Annotated in this window: 14 protein-coding genes; 2 read left to right on the top strand and 12 right to left on the bottom strand. The window is 70.8% G+C overall.

The window, feature by feature from the left end; genetic code table 11:
* Positions 1-9 precede the first annotated feature (9 nt).
* The 12 genes from ACYQ8Q_RS17480 to ACYQ8Q_RS17425 form a co-directional block, all read right to left on the bottom strand.
* A complete protein-coding gene (locus tag ACYQ8Q_RS17480; RefSeq protein WP_460065989.1) occupies positions 10-909 on the bottom strand; it encodes a DUF4429 domain-containing protein in 900 nt (299 codons plus the stop codon).
* A gap of 23 nt (positions 910-932) precedes the next feature.
* A complete protein-coding gene (locus ACYQ8Q_RS17475) occupies positions 933-2,477 on the bottom strand; it encodes an RICIN domain-containing protein (RefSeq protein ID WP_460065988.1) in 1,545 nt (514 codons plus the stop codon).
* 125 nt (positions 2,478-2,602) lie between these two features.
* Positions 2,603-4,384, bottom strand: coding sequence for an IucA/IucC family protein (locus tag ACYQ8Q_RS17470; RefSeq protein WP_460065986.1), 1,782 nt, complete (start codon positions 4,382-4,384; stop codon positions 2,603-2,605).
* On the bottom strand, positions 4,381-4,914 hold the full coding sequence (locus ACYQ8Q_RS17465) for a GNAT family N-acetyltransferase (RefSeq protein WP_460065985.1): 534 nt from the start codon (positions 4,912-4,914) through the stop codon (positions 4,381-4,383). The genes ACYQ8Q_RS17470 and ACYQ8Q_RS17465 overlap by 4 nt, the downstream gene beginning before the upstream one ends.
* On the bottom strand, positions 4,911-6,200 hold the full coding sequence (locus ACYQ8Q_RS17460; protein WP_460065982.1) for a lysine N(6)-hydroxylase/L-ornithine N(5)-oxygenase family protein: 1,290 nt from the start codon (positions 6,198-6,200) through the stop codon (positions 4,911-4,913). The genes ACYQ8Q_RS17465 and ACYQ8Q_RS17460 overlap by 4 nt, the downstream gene beginning before the upstream one ends.
* Positions 6,184-7,626, bottom strand: coding sequence for a lysine decarboxylase DesA (gene desA, locus ACYQ8Q_RS17455; protein WP_460065980.1), 1,443 nt, complete (start codon positions 7,624-7,626; stop codon positions 6,184-6,186). The genes ACYQ8Q_RS17460 and desA overlap by 17 nt, the downstream gene beginning before the upstream one ends.
* Positions 7,627-7,773: 147 nt before the next feature.
* Entirely contained in the window at positions 7,774-8,583 is an 810-nt protein-coding gene (locus tag ACYQ8Q_RS17450; protein WP_460065978.1) for a siderophore-interacting protein, read from the bottom strand.
* 109 nt (positions 8,584-8,692) lie between these two features.
* Entirely contained in the window at positions 8,693-9,742 is a 1,050-nt protein-coding gene (locus ACYQ8Q_RS17445; RefSeq protein ID WP_460065976.1) for an ABC transporter substrate-binding protein, read from the bottom strand.
* 187 nt (positions 9,743-9,929) lie between these two features.
* On the bottom strand, positions 9,930-11,090 hold the full coding sequence (locus ACYQ8Q_RS17440; RefSeq protein ID WP_460065974.1) for an acyl-CoA dehydrogenase family protein: 1,161 nt from the start codon (positions 11,088-11,090) through the stop codon (positions 9,930-9,932).
* Positions 11,091-11,095: 5 nt separating this feature from the next.
* Positions 11,096-12,037, bottom strand: coding sequence for a hydroxymethylglutaryl-CoA lyase (locus ACYQ8Q_RS17435; protein ID WP_460065972.1), 942 nt, complete (start codon positions 12,035-12,037; stop codon positions 11,096-11,098).
* Positions 12,034-13,959 carry an acetyl/propionyl/methylcrotonyl-CoA carboxylase subunit alpha gene (locus ACYQ8Q_RS17430; protein WP_460065969.1) on the bottom strand — a complete coding sequence of 642 codons (1,926 nt, stop codon included), beginning with the start codon at positions 13,957-13,959 and terminating at the stop codon, positions 12,034-12,036. The genes ACYQ8Q_RS17435 and ACYQ8Q_RS17430 overlap by 4 nt, the downstream gene beginning before the upstream one ends.
* Before the next feature lie 14 nt (positions 13,960-13,973).
* Entirely contained in the window at positions 13,974-15,590 is a 1,617-nt protein-coding gene (locus ACYQ8Q_RS17425; protein WP_460065966.1) for a carboxyl transferase domain-containing protein, read from the bottom strand.
* A gap of 108 nt (positions 15,591-15,698) precedes the next feature.
* Here ACYQ8Q_RS17425 and ACYQ8Q_RS17420 point away from each other — a divergent pair, with 108 nt between their 5' ends.
* Both ACYQ8Q_RS17420 and ACYQ8Q_RS17415 read left to right on the top strand, forming a co-directional pair.
* Positions 15,699-16,292 (top strand): SACE_7040 family transcriptional regulator, encoded by a 594-nt coding sequence (locus ACYQ8Q_RS17420; protein WP_460065963.1) that lies wholly within the window; start codon positions 15,699-15,701, stop codon positions 16,290-16,292.
* A gap of 150 nt (positions 16,293-16,442) precedes the next feature.
* Positions 16,443-17,600 (top strand): acyl-CoA dehydrogenase family protein, encoded by a 1,158-nt coding sequence (locus ACYQ8Q_RS17415; protein WP_359002721.1) that lies wholly within the window; start codon positions 16,443-16,445, stop codon positions 17,598-17,600.
* Positions 17,601-17,619: the final 19 nt, after the last annotated feature.

Genomic DNA, 17,619 nt, shown 5'->3' with positions numbered 1-17,619 from the left:
TCACCGGCGTCACAAGCGCCTGAGGACCGCCTGTTTGGCCAGGGTGAACTCCTCGTCCGTCAGCACTCCGTCCCGGTGCAGCGCGCCCAGCTCCCGCAGCCGGCGCAGCAGTGCGTCGTGGTCGTCGCCGCCGACCTGGGCGGGGACCTCGGGACCGGGACCGGGGCCGACGGGCGGCGCGGCGGGCCGTGCGGCGCTCTCGGGGGCGCTCGCCGGATGCGGCAGCCGGGCCTGCACGGCCGCCGCGACCAGTGCCATCAGCGGATCCTTCTTGAAGCCCCACAGCTCCACCGCGTTCGGGTCGTACTTCGGGGGCGCCTTCGTGGGCGCGTGGCGCACCGTGAACCGCAGATGCCCGTTCTCCAGGCCGACCGCAGGCTGCCACTCCACGCCCATGACGTCCTCGACCCGGATCGTCCGGGTCCCGGCGGCCGCCTTCGCGTCCTCCGTCTTCCAGTTCCACTCCAGCCGCACCTGCTCGCCGTCGAAGCTCGCGGTGCCGTCCCCGGCGGAGAAGGACAGCGGCACGGCCGGGCCGGGCAGCAGGAACGCGTCCACCGGACCGGACGGCACCCGGTCCAGCAGCAGCGCGTGCCGCACCTCGTCCACGAAGTACTCGGCGACCCCGTACCGGTCGGAGTCCACGAGCAGCTGGTACGGATCGTGCGGTTCGGCCAGCCGGCCGGCGGTGGCGTGCAGCAGGGGATCGGCGCCGTCCCGCAGCCGGAGCCTGAGCCGCCCGCTCCGCTTGCCCTGCTCGAACGAGATCCCCGCCAACGCCCCCAGCGGGACCACGAGTTCGCCGAGTTCCTTGCGCAGCAGCCCGACGCCCTTGTCCCGGCCCGGCGTCAGCCGCAGCGCGTCACCGTCGAAGACCCAGGTGCCGTCCTTCTGGAGGATTTCCGCCATGGGGTGATTCTGACACCGGGCCGTCAGAGCCCCAACGCGTCTCCCGTCGCGTCGTCGACACCGTCGAGGGAGAAGCGAACCGCCTTGCCCACGGCGGCAGTCGACCGCATCCGGACCTCCCCGGAGCGCACCCCGAGCGCGATGTCGGGGTTGTCCTGGCAGACGAGGGCGAACGCGTCGTCACCCGCCGCCTCCGCCAGGAACGCCTGGTCCTCCGGGAAGGGCGCGTCGGCCACCTCGTTCGCGCACGGCCGCTGCTGCATCCCGTCGCCCGCGACCCGCTCGCCCGCGATGTCCAGGCAGAGCAGCGACGCCATGTTCACCAGGGCCACCGCGCCGTCGTCCAGGGCGACGACCCGCCACCGCTGGTCCTCGCCGCCGTCGCAGGCGGCCAGGACGGGATCGGGGGCAAACACCGGGCCCTGGGTCCGGGACGGGGGGTCGCCGTCGGAGGGATCGTCGTCGGAGGGGTCGTCGTCGGGGGAGGCGCTCCCCGCGGGGCCGGTGACACAGCGCCCGTTGGCCACGCTCCTGAGGACGACCGGGGCGGCGGAGGCGCCGGTCGCCGAGGGGGAGGGCGACGCGGCGGAGGGGGAAGTCCCGGCCGCGGCCTGCTCGGCGCCCGCGGCGGGGTCGGAGCCGGACAGCTCCCGCAGCACGGCGGTGGTCAGGACGGCGGTCAGGACCACGGTGACCGCCACGGTGCACACCGTCCGTCTGCGCCGACGGCCCGAGGAACGGGAGACCGCCTGCTCCTCGGGTGCCACGGACGGCCCGGCCGGCCCCCTGCCCGCCGCCGCTGCCCGCCCCGCCGACCGGGCCCTGCGATAGGCCGGACCGCCCCACACCAGCACCTGGTCCACCAGCAGCCGTCGCGCATCCTCCGCCGCGCCCGAGGCGAGCGTGCGCAGCAGCCGCAGGTCATGGGCGCAGAACCGGCAGGCGTCGAGGTGGTGCCGGAGATCGGCGGGAGCCTCGCGGTGCGTGCCGCGGGCGATGGCGCCCAGCATGCCGCCGTAGTGGACACAGCGCGGGTCGGCGGTGCGGTCGGCGCGGACCCGCAGGACGGTGTCGACGAGCCGGCCGCGGGCCGACTGCGCCAGCGACTCGGCGAACTCCTCGGTGGTGTGCAGCAGCCGGGCCGCCTGCGCCGACTCGTCCTCCTCGGCCAGACACAGCCACAGCGCGGCCCGTGACTGGTCGGCGAGCTGCTCGAACGCGGCCAGGACCACCGAACCGTGCTCGACCCGGCGCAGGGTGTCCACCGGCCCGAAGGCGTCGGCGGCCTCCCGGGACCAGGCGCGGAACTCCGGGCGCAGCAGCGCCGAGCGCTCGTCGCGCAGCCAGCCGTGGGCGGCGCGCCGTACGTCGGCGAGCAGGGCGGTGCGTAAGGCGGGGCCCGGTTGCCGAGGCCCGCGCGCGAGGACCTGGGCCGCCAGGTCGGTGGCGTCGCGCGGCTTCGCGCAGAAGGCCTCCGCGTAGGCGTGGACGGCGACAGCGTGCTCCGGCAGGGGCCCGGGCCCGGCCGGTGGATGGTGCGGGGCTTGCTGTGCAATGTGCTCGGACATGACGTCGGCTCCCCGAAAGCAGCGGGCACGGCAAGGTGAGGACCGTAGTGCCGCTTCCTGTGCGGGGACTGTGCGGACGGACGGGTTCCCCCGAGGACCGTACTCGGGGGAACCCGCCGTCCTGATCAGAACCCCGTGACGGGATTTTTCAGGGTGCCGATCAGCTGGAGGGCGCCCGCGGGGTCGGCCAGGTCCACCATCTGCCGGTTGTCGCGCAGCTGGAGCCGGTTGAGGCAGGACAGGGCGAACTCGGGGGCGAACAGGTCGTACTGGCGGAACTTGTCGGCGAGTTCGGGGTTCGCCTCCTGGTAGGAGCGGGTGACCTCGGCGACCGTGCGCCAGAAGTCGTCCTCCGCCAGGACCCCCTCGGCGGCCAGGTTCGCCGCGAGGAAGCGGAAGAAGCAGTCGAAGACGTCCGTGAAGATCGACAGCAGTTTCTTGTCCTCGGGCACCTCGACCCGGATGCGCCGCACCTCGGGCGGCAGCACCGCGTCCGGGTCCATCACCGCGATCTCCTCGGCGATGTCCTTGTAGATCGCCCGCTGCACGACCCCGTCGCGCAGCACGAGGATCGTGTTCTCGCCGTGCGGCATGAAGACCAGGTCGTAGGCGTAGAAGCTGTGCAGCAGCGGGGTGTAGTACGCCTCCAGGTAGTGGCGCAGCCACTCGGTGGGCGCGAGCCCCGACTGTGCGACGAGCGCCCCCGCCACCGACTTCCCCTCGTGATCCACATGGACCAGGGCGGCCATGGTCGCGAGCGACTCGCCGTCCTGGAGGGAGGGCACGGGGCTCTCGCGCCACAGCGCGGCGAGCATCTTGCGGTACGGCGAGTAGCGGTCCGTCGCCGCCTCGTACTCCAGATGCCGGTAGCCGACGGCCGCCCGCTCCCGGATGATCGACAGACCGGTGGACCTCAGCACCGGGTCGTTGTCGATGAGCTGGGCCAGCCAGTCGTTGATCGCCGGCGTCGCCTCCATGTACGCGGCGGAGAGTCCGCGCATGAAGCCCATGTTGAGGACGGACAGCGCCGTCTTCACATAGTGCTTCCCGGGGTGCGAGGAGTTGAAGAAGGTCCGGATGGACTGCTGGGCCAGGTACTCGTCGTCGCCCTCGCCCAGGCACACCAGGTTCCCGCGCGCGATCTCGGCGGCGAAGGTGACCGAGAGCTTGTTCCACCACTGCCAGGGGTGGACCGGGATGAGGAGGTAGTCGGCCGGGTCGAGCCGCTGCTCGCGCAGGATCCCGTCGAACCGCTCGACGGTCGCCGCGCCCAGCTCCTCCCGAAGGAAGCTCTCGTACGCGATCCCGACACCCGCGGTGAAGGCCGCCCGGGACCGGTGCGCGGCCAGCCACACCAGCCGGACGGGGCTCGCGGTCTCGGGGGCGTACGACAGGTACTCGTGGACGCCGAAGCCGAGCCGTCCGTTGTTGGCGACGAAGCAGGGGTGGCCCTCGGTCATGCCGGTCTCGATGGCCTGGAAGCCTGCGTGGACCAGTTCCGCCGAGGTGATGGGGGGTTTGGTGAGCTTGTAGCAGGTGCCGGAGAGGGTGGAGGAGATCTCCTCCAGGTACACCGGCAGGATCTCGTCGCTCAGCCCGAGGGTCTTCCGTAGCTCGATGAAGAAGTCCAGTGCGGCGAGGGGGAGTTCGGCGCCGTCCCGGGTGCGGGTGATCGAGTCGGCGTCCACCTGCCAGTGGTCGAGGGCACGGCGGACGGCGGTGAAGCGGTAGGAGGTCAGACCGTCGTCGCTGCGGACGACGTACCGCCCGTCGCGCTCCTCGGGGGTGATCTCGGGGGTGATGAGCCGCTCGTGGGCGAACTCGGCGAGGGCCTTGCGGACCAGGAGGCGGTTGGCCGTCTCCCAGCGTTCGGGGGACAGGTGCGCCACGGCGTCGGAGAGGCTCACGCGGCCACCCCCACGGCGGCCGTGAACCGCTCCCGGGTGCAGAAGCTCAGCAACGCCCGCTTCTCCGGCTTCTCGATCTCGCGTGCGGCGACGAAGCCGACGGCCTCGTTCAGGGCGTGGACGGCCGTGTTGGCGACGTCCGGCTCGACGACGACCCGGGAGGTGGCCGGGTCCTCGAAGAGGTGTGCCATCACGGCGGTGATGACGGCGCGGGTGAAGCCGTGCACGGGCGCGTCGGTCGCCGGGGTGAGGAAGTGCATGCCGACATCGCCCGGCAACGGCTCGTACAGGCCGACCAGTTCGCGGTGGACGGGGTCGTACTTCTCCATCAGGAAGACCGGCGTGCCGTCCTCGTCGAGGCCGAGCAGGGCGTGGTGGTGCGGGTCGGCGGCGATCTCCATGTAGGCGCGCTCGACGTCCACCAGCGAGGCGTCCTGCATCATCCAGTAGGCCGCTTTGGGATGCGTCACCCAGGAGTGCAGCAGCTCGGCGTCCCGCAGCGGGTCGAGCGGGCGGAAGGTGAAGGTCATACCGAGAACTCCTGGAACGCGATGGTCTTCTCGACCGGGTAGTACTCGCTGCCGAGCAGCTCACGGATGATGGAGCTGTTGCGGTACGGGCCCATGCCGAGGTCGGGGGACGTGATGGAGTGCGTGTGCACGCCGGCGTTCTGCAGGAACACGCCCCGGCCGGTGGTGTCGACGGCGTAGTTGCGGGCCACGTCGAAGCGGCCGTGCTCGTCGAAGCACAGGCGGTCGCGGACCGGCTCCAGGAACGCGGGCGGCTCGTAGTGGTAGCCGGTGGCCAGCACCAGGCCCTCGGTGGCGATCTCGTAGTCCTTGCCCTGCTCGTCCTGGCGGAAGCCGAGCCGGTATGCGCCGTCCTCCCAACGGGCGCTGTTCAGCGAGGAGTTGGTGAGGAGACGGGTGGGGACGGGCCGGTCGCCGTACTCGACGTCCTTCTGGTAGAGCAGATCGAAGATCGAGTCGATGAGGTCCGAGTTGATGCCCTTGAACAGCCCCTTCTGCTGCTTCTCCAGCCGGTAGCGGGTCTCCTCGGGCAGCGCCCGGAAGTAGTCGATGTAGTCCGGGGACGTCATCTCCAGGGTCAGCTTGGTGTACTCCAGCGGGAAGAACCGCGGGGAACGTGTGACCCAGTTGAGCTGGTAGCCGTGGACGTCGATCTCGGCGAGCAGCTCGTGGTAGATCTCGGCGGCGCTCTGTCCGCTGCCGACGATCGTGATCGACTTCTTCGCCTGGAGCTCGGCCTTGCGCCGCATGTACTCGGCGTTGTGGAACAGCCCGCCGTCCAGGCCGCGGCAGACCTCCGGGACGTACGGGGTGGTGCCGGTGCCGAGAACCAGCCGGCGGGCGCGGAAGACGTCCCCGGCCGTGGTGCGCACGGCGTACAGCGCCTCGCTCTCGTCGTACGTCACCTCGGCGACGGTCGTCGAGAAGCGCACGCTGCTCAGCTTGCCGGCCGCCCAGCGGCAGTAGTCGTCGTACTCGACGCGCAGCGGGTAGAAGTTCTCGCGGATGTAGAACTGGTAGAGCCGCCCCTTCTCCTTCAGGTAGTTGAGGAAGGAGTACGGCGAGGTCGGGTCGGCCAGCGTGACCAGGTCCGACATGAACGGCGTCTGGAGGTGGGCGCCGTCGAGGAACATCCCGGCGTGCCACTCGAAGTCGGGCTTGGACTCCAGGAAGACGCCGTCGAGCGCGTCGATCGGCTCGGTGAGGCAGGCGAGGCCGAGGTTGAAGGGGCCGAGCCCGATCCCCACGAAGTCATGGGTGCGGCTGGCTTCAGCAAGCGCGGTCAAGTGACTCTCCCAGGTACTGCTCGGCGTGGCCGGCGATCAGGTCGAGGACGGCGGCGATGTCGGCCGCGGTCGTCTCGGGGTTGAGCAGGGTGAACTTCAGGTAGTGACGGCCCGCGACCTTGGTGCCCGCGACCACCGCGTCACCGGAGGCGAACAGGGCCTTGCGGGCGTAGAGGTTGGCGCGGTCGATCTCGGCCGGGTCGGTCACGGCGGCGGGGATGTAACGGAAGACGAGGGTGGACAGCGAGGGCCGTACGACGACGTCGAAGCGCGGGTCGGCGGCCAGCAGCCCCCAGCCCTCGGCGGCCAGGTCGCACACCTCGTCGAAGAGCTGTCCGACGCCGTCGGCGCCCATGGTGCGCAGGGTCATCCACAGCTTCAGGGCGTCGAACCGGCGGGTGGTCTGCAGGGACTTGTCCACCTGGTTGGGGATACGTTCCTGCACCATCCGGCGCGGGTTCAGGTACTCGGCGTGGTAGGTGGCGTGCCGCAGCGTGGCGGCGTCCCGGACCAGGACGGCGGAGGAACTCACCGGCTGGAAGAAGGACTTGTGGTAGTCGACGGTGACGGAGTCGGCGCGCTCGATGCCGTCGATGCGGTGCCGGTACTTCAGGGAGGCGAGCAGTCCGCAGCCGTAGGCCGCGTCGACGTGCATCCAGGTGCCGTACTGCTCGCACAGCTCGGCGATCTCGGGCAGCGGGTCGATGGAGCCGAAGTCGGTGGTGCCGCCGGTGGCGACGACGGCCATGGGGACGAGACCGGCCTTCTTGCAGCGCTCCAGCTCATGGGCGAGCGCGACGGTCTGCATCCGCTTGTCGTGGTCGACGGGGATCGACACGACCGCGTCCTGTCCCAGCCCCAGCAGTTTCGCGGACTTCTTCACGCTGAAGTGGCTGACCTCGGAGGCGAAGATCCGCAGTTTCGCCAGGCTGTCGCTCTTGGCCTCCTCCCGGGCGAGCAGCAGCGCCTGGAGGTTGGACTGGGTGCCGCCGGAGGTGAACACGCCGTCGGCGGCCGGGCCGAGGCCGATGCGCTCGGTCGTCCAGTCGATCAGTTTCCGCTCGATGAGGGTGCCGCCGGCCGACTGGTCCCAGGTGTCCAGGGAGGAGTTGACGGCGGAGAGCACCGCCTCGCCGAGCACCGCGGGGATGACCACCGGGCAGTTGAGGTGGGCGAGGTAGCGGGGGTGGTGGAAGTAGACCGCGTCGCGGAGGTAGACCTCCTCCAGCTCGTCGAGCACCGCGGCGGTGTCGTACAGGGGCTGGTCGAGGTCGATGCCGTCGATGCGGGGGGCGAGGGCGTCGACCGTGACGCCGGTGAACGGACGGTCGGTGGCGGCGAGTTTGGCGGCCACCCGCTCGACTCCTTCGGTCACGGAGCGGCGGTACTGCTCCGCGGTGGTGTCGTTGAGCAGGTGCGAGCGCATGGGGAGCCTTCCGGGGGTGGGGACGGGTCCGCTGCGGGACGGACTGAGGGGCGGAGCCCCGGGTTCAACTTAGGTTAGCCTAACCTAATTAACAACCGGGAAGCTCCGCCCCTCTCGTGACTGTGATCACGTCACTCGCTCACTCGCTCACTCGCGTTCGCGCAGCTGTTCCTCCGTCAGCCCCTCACGCCAGTACCCGACGAAGGTGACCCGACGCCGGTCGATCCCGCACTCCTGCACGAAATGCCGCCGCAGGGCCTTCACGGTCCCGGACTCGCCGGCGATCCAGACGTACGGCCGTGCGGCGGGCGGCAGTTGAGCGGCCCGGACGACATCGAGCGAGTGCCCGGCGCCGACCCAGGTGATCTCGGCGTCCGCCAGGGTCGTCAGGTCCCGCACAGTGCCGGTGTCGCGCACCTCGATCCAGGCGCGCACCCGCTGCCCGGACGGCAGCGACTCGAGAATCGCCGAGATGGCAGGCAGCGCGGTCTCATCACCCCACAGCACCACCAGATCGGTGTCGTGCGGCGGCCGGAACCGAATGGCCCGGTTGTCCGAGAGCGCGGGCCCCAGCAGTACCACCCGGTCTCCGGGTTCGGCCCGCGCGGCCCAGGCGGAGGCGGGCCCGGCGGGGGTGTGCAGCACGAAGTCGATGTCGATCTCGTCGGGATCCCGCCGCAGGGCGCGCAGGGTGTACGAGCGCATCACGGCCCGTACGTCGTCCGGCAGTTCCCGCCACCCCTGCCACCATCCGTCCCCGAGCTCGAAGGGAACGGCGGGCGCGTCCTGCCCCGGATGCGGCAGAAAGAGCGAGAGCGACTGGTCACGCCCGTCGGAGAGGAAGTGCCGGAGGTCTTCTCCGGCGAGACTCACTCGGACCAGAGACGAACCGAGCCGCCGCGTCCGCGCGACCCGGAGGGAGAAGAAACGGAACGGGGCGGCAACGGCCGTGGTCATGGGGGCGCTCCTGCAGAGTGGGGGTCAGGGCAAGGCTTTTCAGGGGCGCGGGGAACTGCGCGACCAGCCACAACGGACCCGCAGTCACCCACACTGCCCGGCGGAGCGATCAGCTGACCTTCTTCGCGTTCTCAAGAGCCTCGGCGAGGTTCTCCAGAAGCGGCACACACTTGTCGTACGACAGGATCGGCTCCGGCGACCGCCCGATGACCTGCCCCGCCTTCACCGCGGGCAGCTTCTTCCACGTCGCCTCGGTGATCGCCGAAGGCTGCAGTGCCGACGTCCGGTCGTCCATCATGATGATGTCCGCCGCGTACTTGTCGACGTTCTCCCAGCTCAGCGACTCGTACCAGCCGCCGCCTTCCTTCTTCGCGCTCTCCGGCGGCTCCACGAAGTTCACGCCGAGCGCCTTGAAGTACTCCAGGTCGATCGACAGGTTGGAGCCGGAGACATAGAACAGCTCGGCGCTGGCGGACCCGGCCATGACCTTGATGTCGGGCTTGGCCTTCGCCGCGGCGCGCAGCCGCGTTGCCGCAGCCTCGAACCGCTTCTTCGCGTCGGTCACCTTCGCCGCGGTCATGTCCGCTCCGAGCGACTCGGCCAGCTCCCACATCCGCTCCAGCGGGGCGGTGAGCTGACGGTCGTACACGGAGACGCCGACGCTCGGCGCGAGCTTGGCGATCTTGTCCTTGGACGCCTCGGGGACGTACCAGAGGGTGCCGGCGTCGTCGAACATCGTGGAGATGAGGACGTCGGGCGCGAGGGCGGCGTACTTCTCCACGTTGAACTCGTCCCAGACGTTGCCCAGGATCGTCACCTTGGAGATGTCCATGTCGCCGGCCTGGACGTCGGCCTTGCCGTCGGTGGTCTTCGTCGGGCCGAACACGCCCTTGACCTGGATGCCGTAGTCGTGGAGGGCGGCGCCGACACCGGTGAACGCGACGATGTTCGCCGGGATCGCGTCGGTCTTCACGGTGGTGCCGCGGTCGTCCTTGAAGGTCCAGGGACCGGACTTGGCGGAGGCGCTCGCCGAGGAGTCCGAGCCACTGCTCTTCGCGTCGTCGTCCCCGCAGGCCGCGAGCACGGCACCGAGGCCGAGGGCGCCACCGGCGGCGAGGATGCCGCGGCGGGTGAGGTGGTTGGCTCTGGCGTTGGGCATGGAAGTGGCTGCTTTCGAACGTGCGGATCACCGCCGGACAAGTTCGAAGATAGGTTAGCCTAACCTCAGATCTTGTCCAGGGCGGGGTGATGTGATCCCGAAGCTGTGGGATGTCTGTGCACGCTAAGATTCCGTCAACTTGCCGGAATTGACGGCAAGTTGACGGTGTAAAAGAGATGACTTCCGGTCAGCCCGCGAGCCCCAGCTCCCGGGCGATCAGCATCCGCTGCACCTCGCTCGTCCCCTCCCCGATCTCCAGGATCTTGGAGTCCCGCCACATCCGGGCCACCGGATACTCGTTCATGAACCCGTACCCGCCGTGCACCTGGGTGGCGTCCCGCGCGTTGTCGACGGCGATCGTCGACGAGTACAGCTTCGCCAGCGCCGCCTCCTTCTTGAACGGCTCGCCCGCCACCAGCCGCGAGGCCGCGTCCCGCCACGCCAGCCGGGCCGTGTGCGCCTTCATCTCCATGTCCGCGATCTTGAACTGGATGGCCTGGTTGGCGCCGATCGGCCGACCGAACGCCCGCCGTTCCCGCGCGTACTTCACCGACTCGTCCACACAGCCCTGCGCCAGCCCGGTGGCCAGCGCGGCGATCGCGATCCGGCCCTCGTCGAGGATCCGCAGGAACTGCGCGTACCCGCGCCCCTGTTCACCCAGCAGGTTCGCCGCCGGCACCCGGACGTCGGAGAAGGACAGCTCCCGGGTGTCGGAGGCGTTCCAGCCGACCTTGGAGTAGGGCTGGGCTACCGTGAAGCCCGGGGTGCCCGCCGGGACGATGATCGCGGAGATCAGCGGCCGCCCGTCGGGCCCCCGCCCGGTGACCGCCGTGACCGTCACCAGCCCCGTGATGTCCGTGCCCGAGTTGGTGATGAAGCACTTGGTGCCGTTGATCACCCATTCGTCCGTCTCCGGGTCGAGGCGGGCCGTCGTCCGGGTCGCGCCCGCGTCGCTGCCGCCGTCGGGCTCGGTCAGCCCGAACGCGCCCAGGATCTCGCCGGAGCACAGCCGCGGCAGCCACTGGCGCTTCTGCTCCGCGGTACCGAACAGATGGATCGGCATCGCGCCCAGCGAGACACCCGCCTCCAGGGTGATCGCCACGGACGAGTCGACCCGCGCCAGCTCCTCCAGGGCGATGCCGAGCGCCAGATAGTCGCCGCCCATCCCGCCGTGCTCCTCCGGGAACGGCAGCCCGAACAGGCCCATGCGGCCCATCTCGCGGACGATCTCGTACGGGAACTCGTGCCGCTCGTAGAAGTCGCCGATCTTCGGCGCCACCACGTCGTGCGCGAACTCCTCCACCGTACGGCGGAGTTCCTCCAGCTCGGGGCTGAGACGGTGGTCCATGCTGATCACTGGTCCTTGTGGGAGAGGGCGCGGACGGTGCGGGACGGGCTGGGTCGGCCCAGTTGGTCGGCCATCCACACGCTGGTGGCGACGAGGCGGCCGAGATCGACCCCGGTGTCGATGCCGAGACCGTGCAGCATCCACACGAGGTCCTCGGTGGCGAGGTTGCCGGTGGCGGACTTCGCGTACGGGCAGCCGCCGAGGCCGCCCGCGGAGGCGTCGACGGTGGTGACGCCGTGTTCGAGGGCGGCGTAGGTGTTGGCCAGCGCCTGCCCGTAGGTGTCGTGGAAGTGCACGCCGAGGACGTTCGTCGGCATGCCCTCCTCGTTGAGCAGGGAGAGCAGTTCGAGGACATGGCCCGGGGTCGCGACCCCGATGGTGTCGCCGAGGCTCAGCTCGTCGCAGCCCATGTCCCGCAGCGCCCGGCAGACGCGGACGACCTGGTGCAGCGGCACGGCGCCCTCCCAGGGGTCGCCGAAGCACATGGAGACATAGCCGCGGACGTGCACCCCCTCGTCCTTCGCCCGCCGCACGACCGGCTCGAACACGGCGAGCGACTCGTCGAGCGTGCGATTGAGGTTGGCCTTGGCGAAGGACTCGGTGGCGCTGGCGAACACGGCGACCCGGCGGGCGCCGAGCGCGAGGGCGCGGTCCAGCCCGCGCTGGTTCGGCACCAGCACGGGCAGGGCCACGGGCAGATCGGCGACCTGTGGGAACAGGTCCTCGGCGTCGGCGAGCTGGGGCACCCACTCGGGGTGCACGAAGCTCGTCGCCTCGATCGTCGTCAGACCCGCGTCGGCCAGCCTGTGGATGAACTCGGCCTTCACCCCGGTCGGCACGGCCGACTTCTCGTTCTGCAGCCCGTCGCGCGCGCCGACCTCGTGGATCCGCACCCGGACGGGCAGATCCTGGGCGGGCACGGTCATCGGGAGCCCTGCAGCGGTCATTCCGCGACCTCCTCGTACGGGGTGACGACGGCCAGCACCTGGTCCATGGCGACCGTCGTGCCCGGGGTGACGTCCAGTTCGGCGACCGTGCCGGCGTGCGGGGCGGAGATGACGTGCTCCATCTTCATCGCCTCGACCACCAGCAGGCTCTGACCGGCGGCGACCTCGTCCCCGACGGCGACCTTCACGACCGTCACCGTCCCGGGCATGGGCGCGGTGAGCGAGTCGGCACCGGCATGCGCGGACCCGGTGAGGGACGCGGCCACCGGGTCGTGGTCCCGGACGTGCCAGGCGTCACCGTCGCGGCCGAGCCAGTCGGCGGCGCGGTGGAAGGTGTGGCGGACACCGTCGAGGGTGACCGAGACCCGGTCGTCGGTGACGGTGTGGGTGCCGCGCAGTTCGTGTACGACGGGTTCGGCTCCCGTCACTCGGAACGGGAAGCCCACCGGCTTCGGCGTACCCCCCAGCCGCCAGCCGCTCGGCACCGAGAAGGGGTCCGTCCACCCGCCGCCCGCCTCCGGCTTCAGCCCTTCCAGCCGTACGGCCGCCGCCGCCTCGTACACCTCCTCCGGTACGTCCGGGGTGACGAGGTCGTCCACCACCCGCTCCACCAGCCCCGTGTCCAACTCGCCCGCGACCACCGCCGGATGCCCCAGCAGCCGGCGCAGGAACCCGGCGTTGGTCTGCACGCCCAGGGTCACCGTCTCCGTGAGGGCGGCGCGGAGTCTCCTGAGCGCGGTCGGGCGGTCGGGGCCGTAGGCGATGACCTTGGACAGCATCGGGTCGTAGAGGCTGCCCACCTCCGTGCCCTCGCTGAGCCCGGAGTCGGTGCGCACGCCGTCGCCCTGCGGTTCACGCAGCCGCAGGACCGTGCCGCCGGACGGCAGGAACCCGCGCGCGGGATCTTCGGCGCAGATCCGCGCCTCGATCGCGTGCCCGGTGAGCCGTACGTCCTCCTGGGCGAGGTCGAGCTTCCCGCCCGCCGCGACCCGTAGCTGCCACTCCACCAGGTCGAGGCCCGTGACCAGCTCGGTCACCGGATGCTCCACCTGGAGGCGGGTGTTCATCTCCATGAAGTAGTACGAGGAGGGGTCGCCGCCGGGGACGATGAACTCCACCGTGCCCGCGCCCCGGTACCCGCAGGAGCGCGCCGCCTGTACGGCCGCCTCGCCCATCGCGGCCCTGGTCCCCTCGTCGAGGAGCACGCTCGGCGCCTCCTCGATCACCTTCTGGTGCCGCCGCTGCAGCGAGCACTCGCGCTCGCCGAGGTGGACGACGTTGCCGTGGCCGTCGGCCAGGACCTGGATCTCGATGTGCCGGGGGCGGTCCACCCAGCGCTCGACGAGGAGCGTGTCGTCGCCGAAGGAGGCGCGGGCCTCCCGGCGGGCGGCGGCGATCTCCTCCTCCAGCAGGGTCAGGTCCCGCACCAGCCGCATGCCCTTGCCGCCGCCGCCAGCGGACGGCTTGAGCAGGACGGGCGCGCCCAGTTCACGGGCCGCCGCGGCGAGGTCGGGGTCGCGTCCGCCGGGGACGACCGGCACCCCGGCCGCCCGCACCGTCTCCTTGGCGCGGATCTTGTCGCCCATGAGGGAGATGGCCTCGGCGGGCGGCCCGACGAAGACCAGCCCCGCCTCCTCGCAGGCGCGCGCGAAGGCCGCGTTCTCCGCGAGGAAGCCGTACCCCGGGTGGACGGCCTGGGCGCCGGTGCGGGCGGCGGCCTGCAGCAGCCGCTCCGCCGACAGATAGCTCTCGGCGGCCGGCGCCGGACCGAGCCGTACGGCCGTGTCGGCCTCCCGTACGTGCCGGGCGTCGGCGTCGGCGTCGGAGAAGACCGCCACCGAGCGCACGCCCAGCGAGCGCAGCGTACGGATGACCCGGACGGCGATCTCGCCCCGGTTGGCGACCAGCACTGTGTCGAACATCGGTGGCAAGCCCCTTACATCCGGAAGACGCCGAACTGGGGGTCCCCCAGGGGCGCGTGGGCACAGGCGGTCAGGGCGAGGCCGAGCACCTGGCGGGTCTCCAGCGGGTCGATGACGCCGTCGTCCCAGAGCCGGGCGGTGGCGTAGTAGGCGCTGCCCTGACGCTCGTACCGGTCGCGGATCGGGGCCTTGAAGGCCTCTTCCTCCTCCAGTGGCCAGCTCTCGCCCCCGGCCTCCAGCTGGTCCCGCTTGACGGTCGCGAGGACCGACGCGGCCTGCTCGCCGCCCATGACGGAGATCTTGGCGTTGGGCCACATCCACAGGAAGCGGGGGGAGTAGGCCCGGCCGCACATCGAGTAGTTGCCCGCGCCGTACGACCCGCCGACCACGACCGTCAGCTTCGGCACGCGGGTGCAGGCGACGGCCGTCACCATCTTGGCGCCGTGCTTGGCGATGCCGCCCGCCTCGTAGTCCCTGCCGACCATGAACCCGGAGATGTTCTGCAGGAACACCAGCGGGATCCCGCGCTGGTCGCACAGCTCGATGAAGTGGGCGCCCTTCTGGGCGGACTCGGAGAACAGGATGCCGTTGTTGGCGACGATCCCCACCGGGTGGCCGTGGATCCGGGCGAAGCCGGTGACCAGGGTCTGCCCGAACTCGGCCTTGAACTCGGCGAACCGCGAGCCGTCCACCACGCGCGCGATGATCTCCCGTACGTCGTAGGGGGTACGGGAGTCCACCGGGACCACGCCGTACAGCCCGTAGGGGTCGGTCTTGGGCTCGACGACCGGCGCGACCTCCCAGGGGAGCGGCCCGCGCGCGGGGAGCGTGGCGGCGATGGTGCGCACGATCCGCAGCGCGTGCGCGTCGTCCTCGGCGAGGTGGTCGGTGACCCCGGAGATCCGCGAGTGCACCTCGCCGCCGCCCAGCTCCTCGGCGGTGACGACCTCACCGGTGGCGGCCTTCACCAGCGGGGGACCGCCCAGGAAGATCGTGCCCTGGCCGCGCACGATGACGGCCTCGTCGCTCATCGCCGGGACGTACGCCCCGCCCGCCGTGCAGGACCCGAGGACGGCCGCGATCTGCGGGATCCGGGCCGCCGACATCCGGGCCTGGTTGTAGAAGATCCGCCCGAAGTGCTCGCGGTCGGGGAAGACCTCGTCCTGCATCGGCAGGAAGGCACCGCCCGAGTCCACCAGATAGAGGCAGGGCAGCCGGTTCTCCAGGGCCACCTCCTGCGCCCGCAGGTGCTTCTTCACGGTCATCGGGTAGTAGGTGCCGCCCTTGACCGTGGCGTCGTTGGCCACGATCACGCACGCGCGCCCGCTGACCCGCCCGATCCCGGCGATCACCCCGGCCGCCGGGGCCTGCCCCTCGTACATCCCGTCGGCCGCGAGCGGCGCGAGTTCGAGGAAGGGCGAGCCGGGGTCGAGCAGCCCGTCGACCCGGTCCCGGGGCAGCAGCTTGCCGCGCGCGGTGTGCCGCGCCCGCGCCCGCTCGCCGCCCCCAAGCCGGGCGGCGGCCAGCTTGGCATGCAGTTCCCCGACGAGCTCGCGGTGCGCCCGCTCATTGGCCAGCCAGGCCAAAGACGCGGGGTCTGCCGCGCTCGTCAGCTCCGGTGCCTGCTCCATCCTGCGGTTCCCCTCACCCGTCGTCCGTCACGAGGATCGTCTGTTAATGAGCGTTAACCATTTCCATCAGGTTAACGAGCGCTAACCTCGCTGTCTAGAATTACTTCCATGGCCACCAGAACCGACGCCCCCACCCGCCGCGAGCAGATCCTCAAGGAGGCCGCGCGGCTGTTCGCCGAGCGGGGTTTCCACGGCGTCGGGGTCGACGAGATAGGAGCCGCGGTCGGTATCAGCGGCCCGGGCCTGTACCGGCACTTCCCGGGCAAGGACGCGATGCTCGCCGAGCTGCTGGTGGGGATCAGCGGCCAGCTCCTGACCGGCGCGAAGCGCCGTCTGGCGGAGGCCGACGGGGGTGCGGCGGAGACGGTCCTCGACTCGCTCATCGAGGGGCACATCGACTTCGCGATCGACGACCGCCCCCTGATCACCCTGCACGACCGGGAGCTGGACCGCCTCCGCGACAGCGACCGCAAGCTGGTCCGCCAGCTCCAGCGGCAGTACGTTGAGCTGTGGGTGGAGGTGGTCCGCGAGATCTACCCGGCCCTCACCGAACCGGCGGCCCGCTCGGCCGTCCACTCCGTCTTCGGCCTGCTGAACTCCACCCCGCACCTGGCCCGCCCCGGCTCCGTCCCGGGCCGTACGGCGACGGCGGTGCTGTTGCACCGGATGGCGCGGGGGGCGTTCGCTGCGGCGGGCGCCTGACGGAGGCGCGGCTGTGCCGTCGTCGGCGTGACGAGCGTTACGGGCGCTGTGCCCCGAAGGCTCTGGACTCCTCTCCCTACCCACCGGTACGGTAATCATCTGAGCAAGCGCTTAGATATGGACCCTTTGAGCCAGGTGGAGGTGGCGGCGGTGCGCCGTACGGTGTTCAACGAGGATCACGAGGCGTTCCGGGAGACCCTCCGGGCCTTCATCGAGGCCGAGGTCGTCCCCGTCTACGACGCGTGGCTCGAGGCCGGCCAGGCGCCGCGCGACTTCTACTACAAGCTCGCCGAGCTGGGCGTCTTCGGCATCCGCGTCGACGAGGAGTACGGCGGCGCCGGCATCGACTCCTACAAGTTCGAGGCCATCCTCTACGAGGAGACCGCCCGCGCCGGCATCACCTTCGGCGGCTCCGGCGTGCACGTCCTGCTCGGCCTGCCGTACATCAAGCTCCTCGCCACCGACGAGCAGAAGAAGCGCTTCCTGCCGAAGTTCGTCTCCGGCGAGGAGATGTGGGCCATCGCGATGACCGAGCCGGGCACCGGCTCCGACCTCGCCGGCATGCGCACCACCGCCAAGCTCTCCGAGGACGGCACGCACTACGTCCTCAACGGCGCCAAGACCTTCATCACCGGCGGCGTGCACGCCGACCGCATGATCGTCTGCGCCCGCACCTCCGCGCCGACCGCCGAGGACCGCCGTCACGGCATCTCCCTCTTCGTCGTCGACACCAAGGCCGAGGGCTACTCCGTCGGCCGCAAGCTCGACAAGCTGGGCCTGAAGACCTCCGACACCGCCGAGCTGGCGTTCGTCGACGTCAAGGTCCCCGTCGAGGACCTCCTCGGCGAGGAGAACAAGGGCTTCTACTACCTCGGCCACAACCTCGCCTCCGAGCGCTGGGGCATCGCCTACGGCGCCTACGCCCAGGCCAGGGCCGCCGTCCGGTTCGCCAAGGACTACGTCAAGGAGCGCACCGTCTTCGGCCAGACCGTCGCGTCCTTCCAGAACACCAAGTTCGAGCTGGCCGCCTGCCAGGCCGAGGTGGACGCCGCCGAGGCCGTCGTGGACCGCGCCACCGAGGCCCTGGACGCCGGCGAGCTGACCGCCGCCGAGGCCGCCTCCGCCAAGCTGTTCACCACCGAGGTCGCCCACCGCGTCATCGACCGCTGCCTCCAGCTCCACGGCGGCTACGGATTCATGAACGAGTACCCGATCGCCCGTCTGTACGCCGACAACCGCGTCAACCGGATCTACGGCGGCACCAGCGAGATCATGAAGTCGATCATCGCGAAGGACATGGGTCTGTAAGGTCCCGGCAATTACTGGC

The sequence above is a fragment of the Streptomyces sp. YKOK-I1 genome (assembly GCF_054660435.1).
The sequence above is the reverse complement of the archived record's forward strand: the minus strand, read 5'-3'. Positions and strand labels throughout refer to the sequence as shown.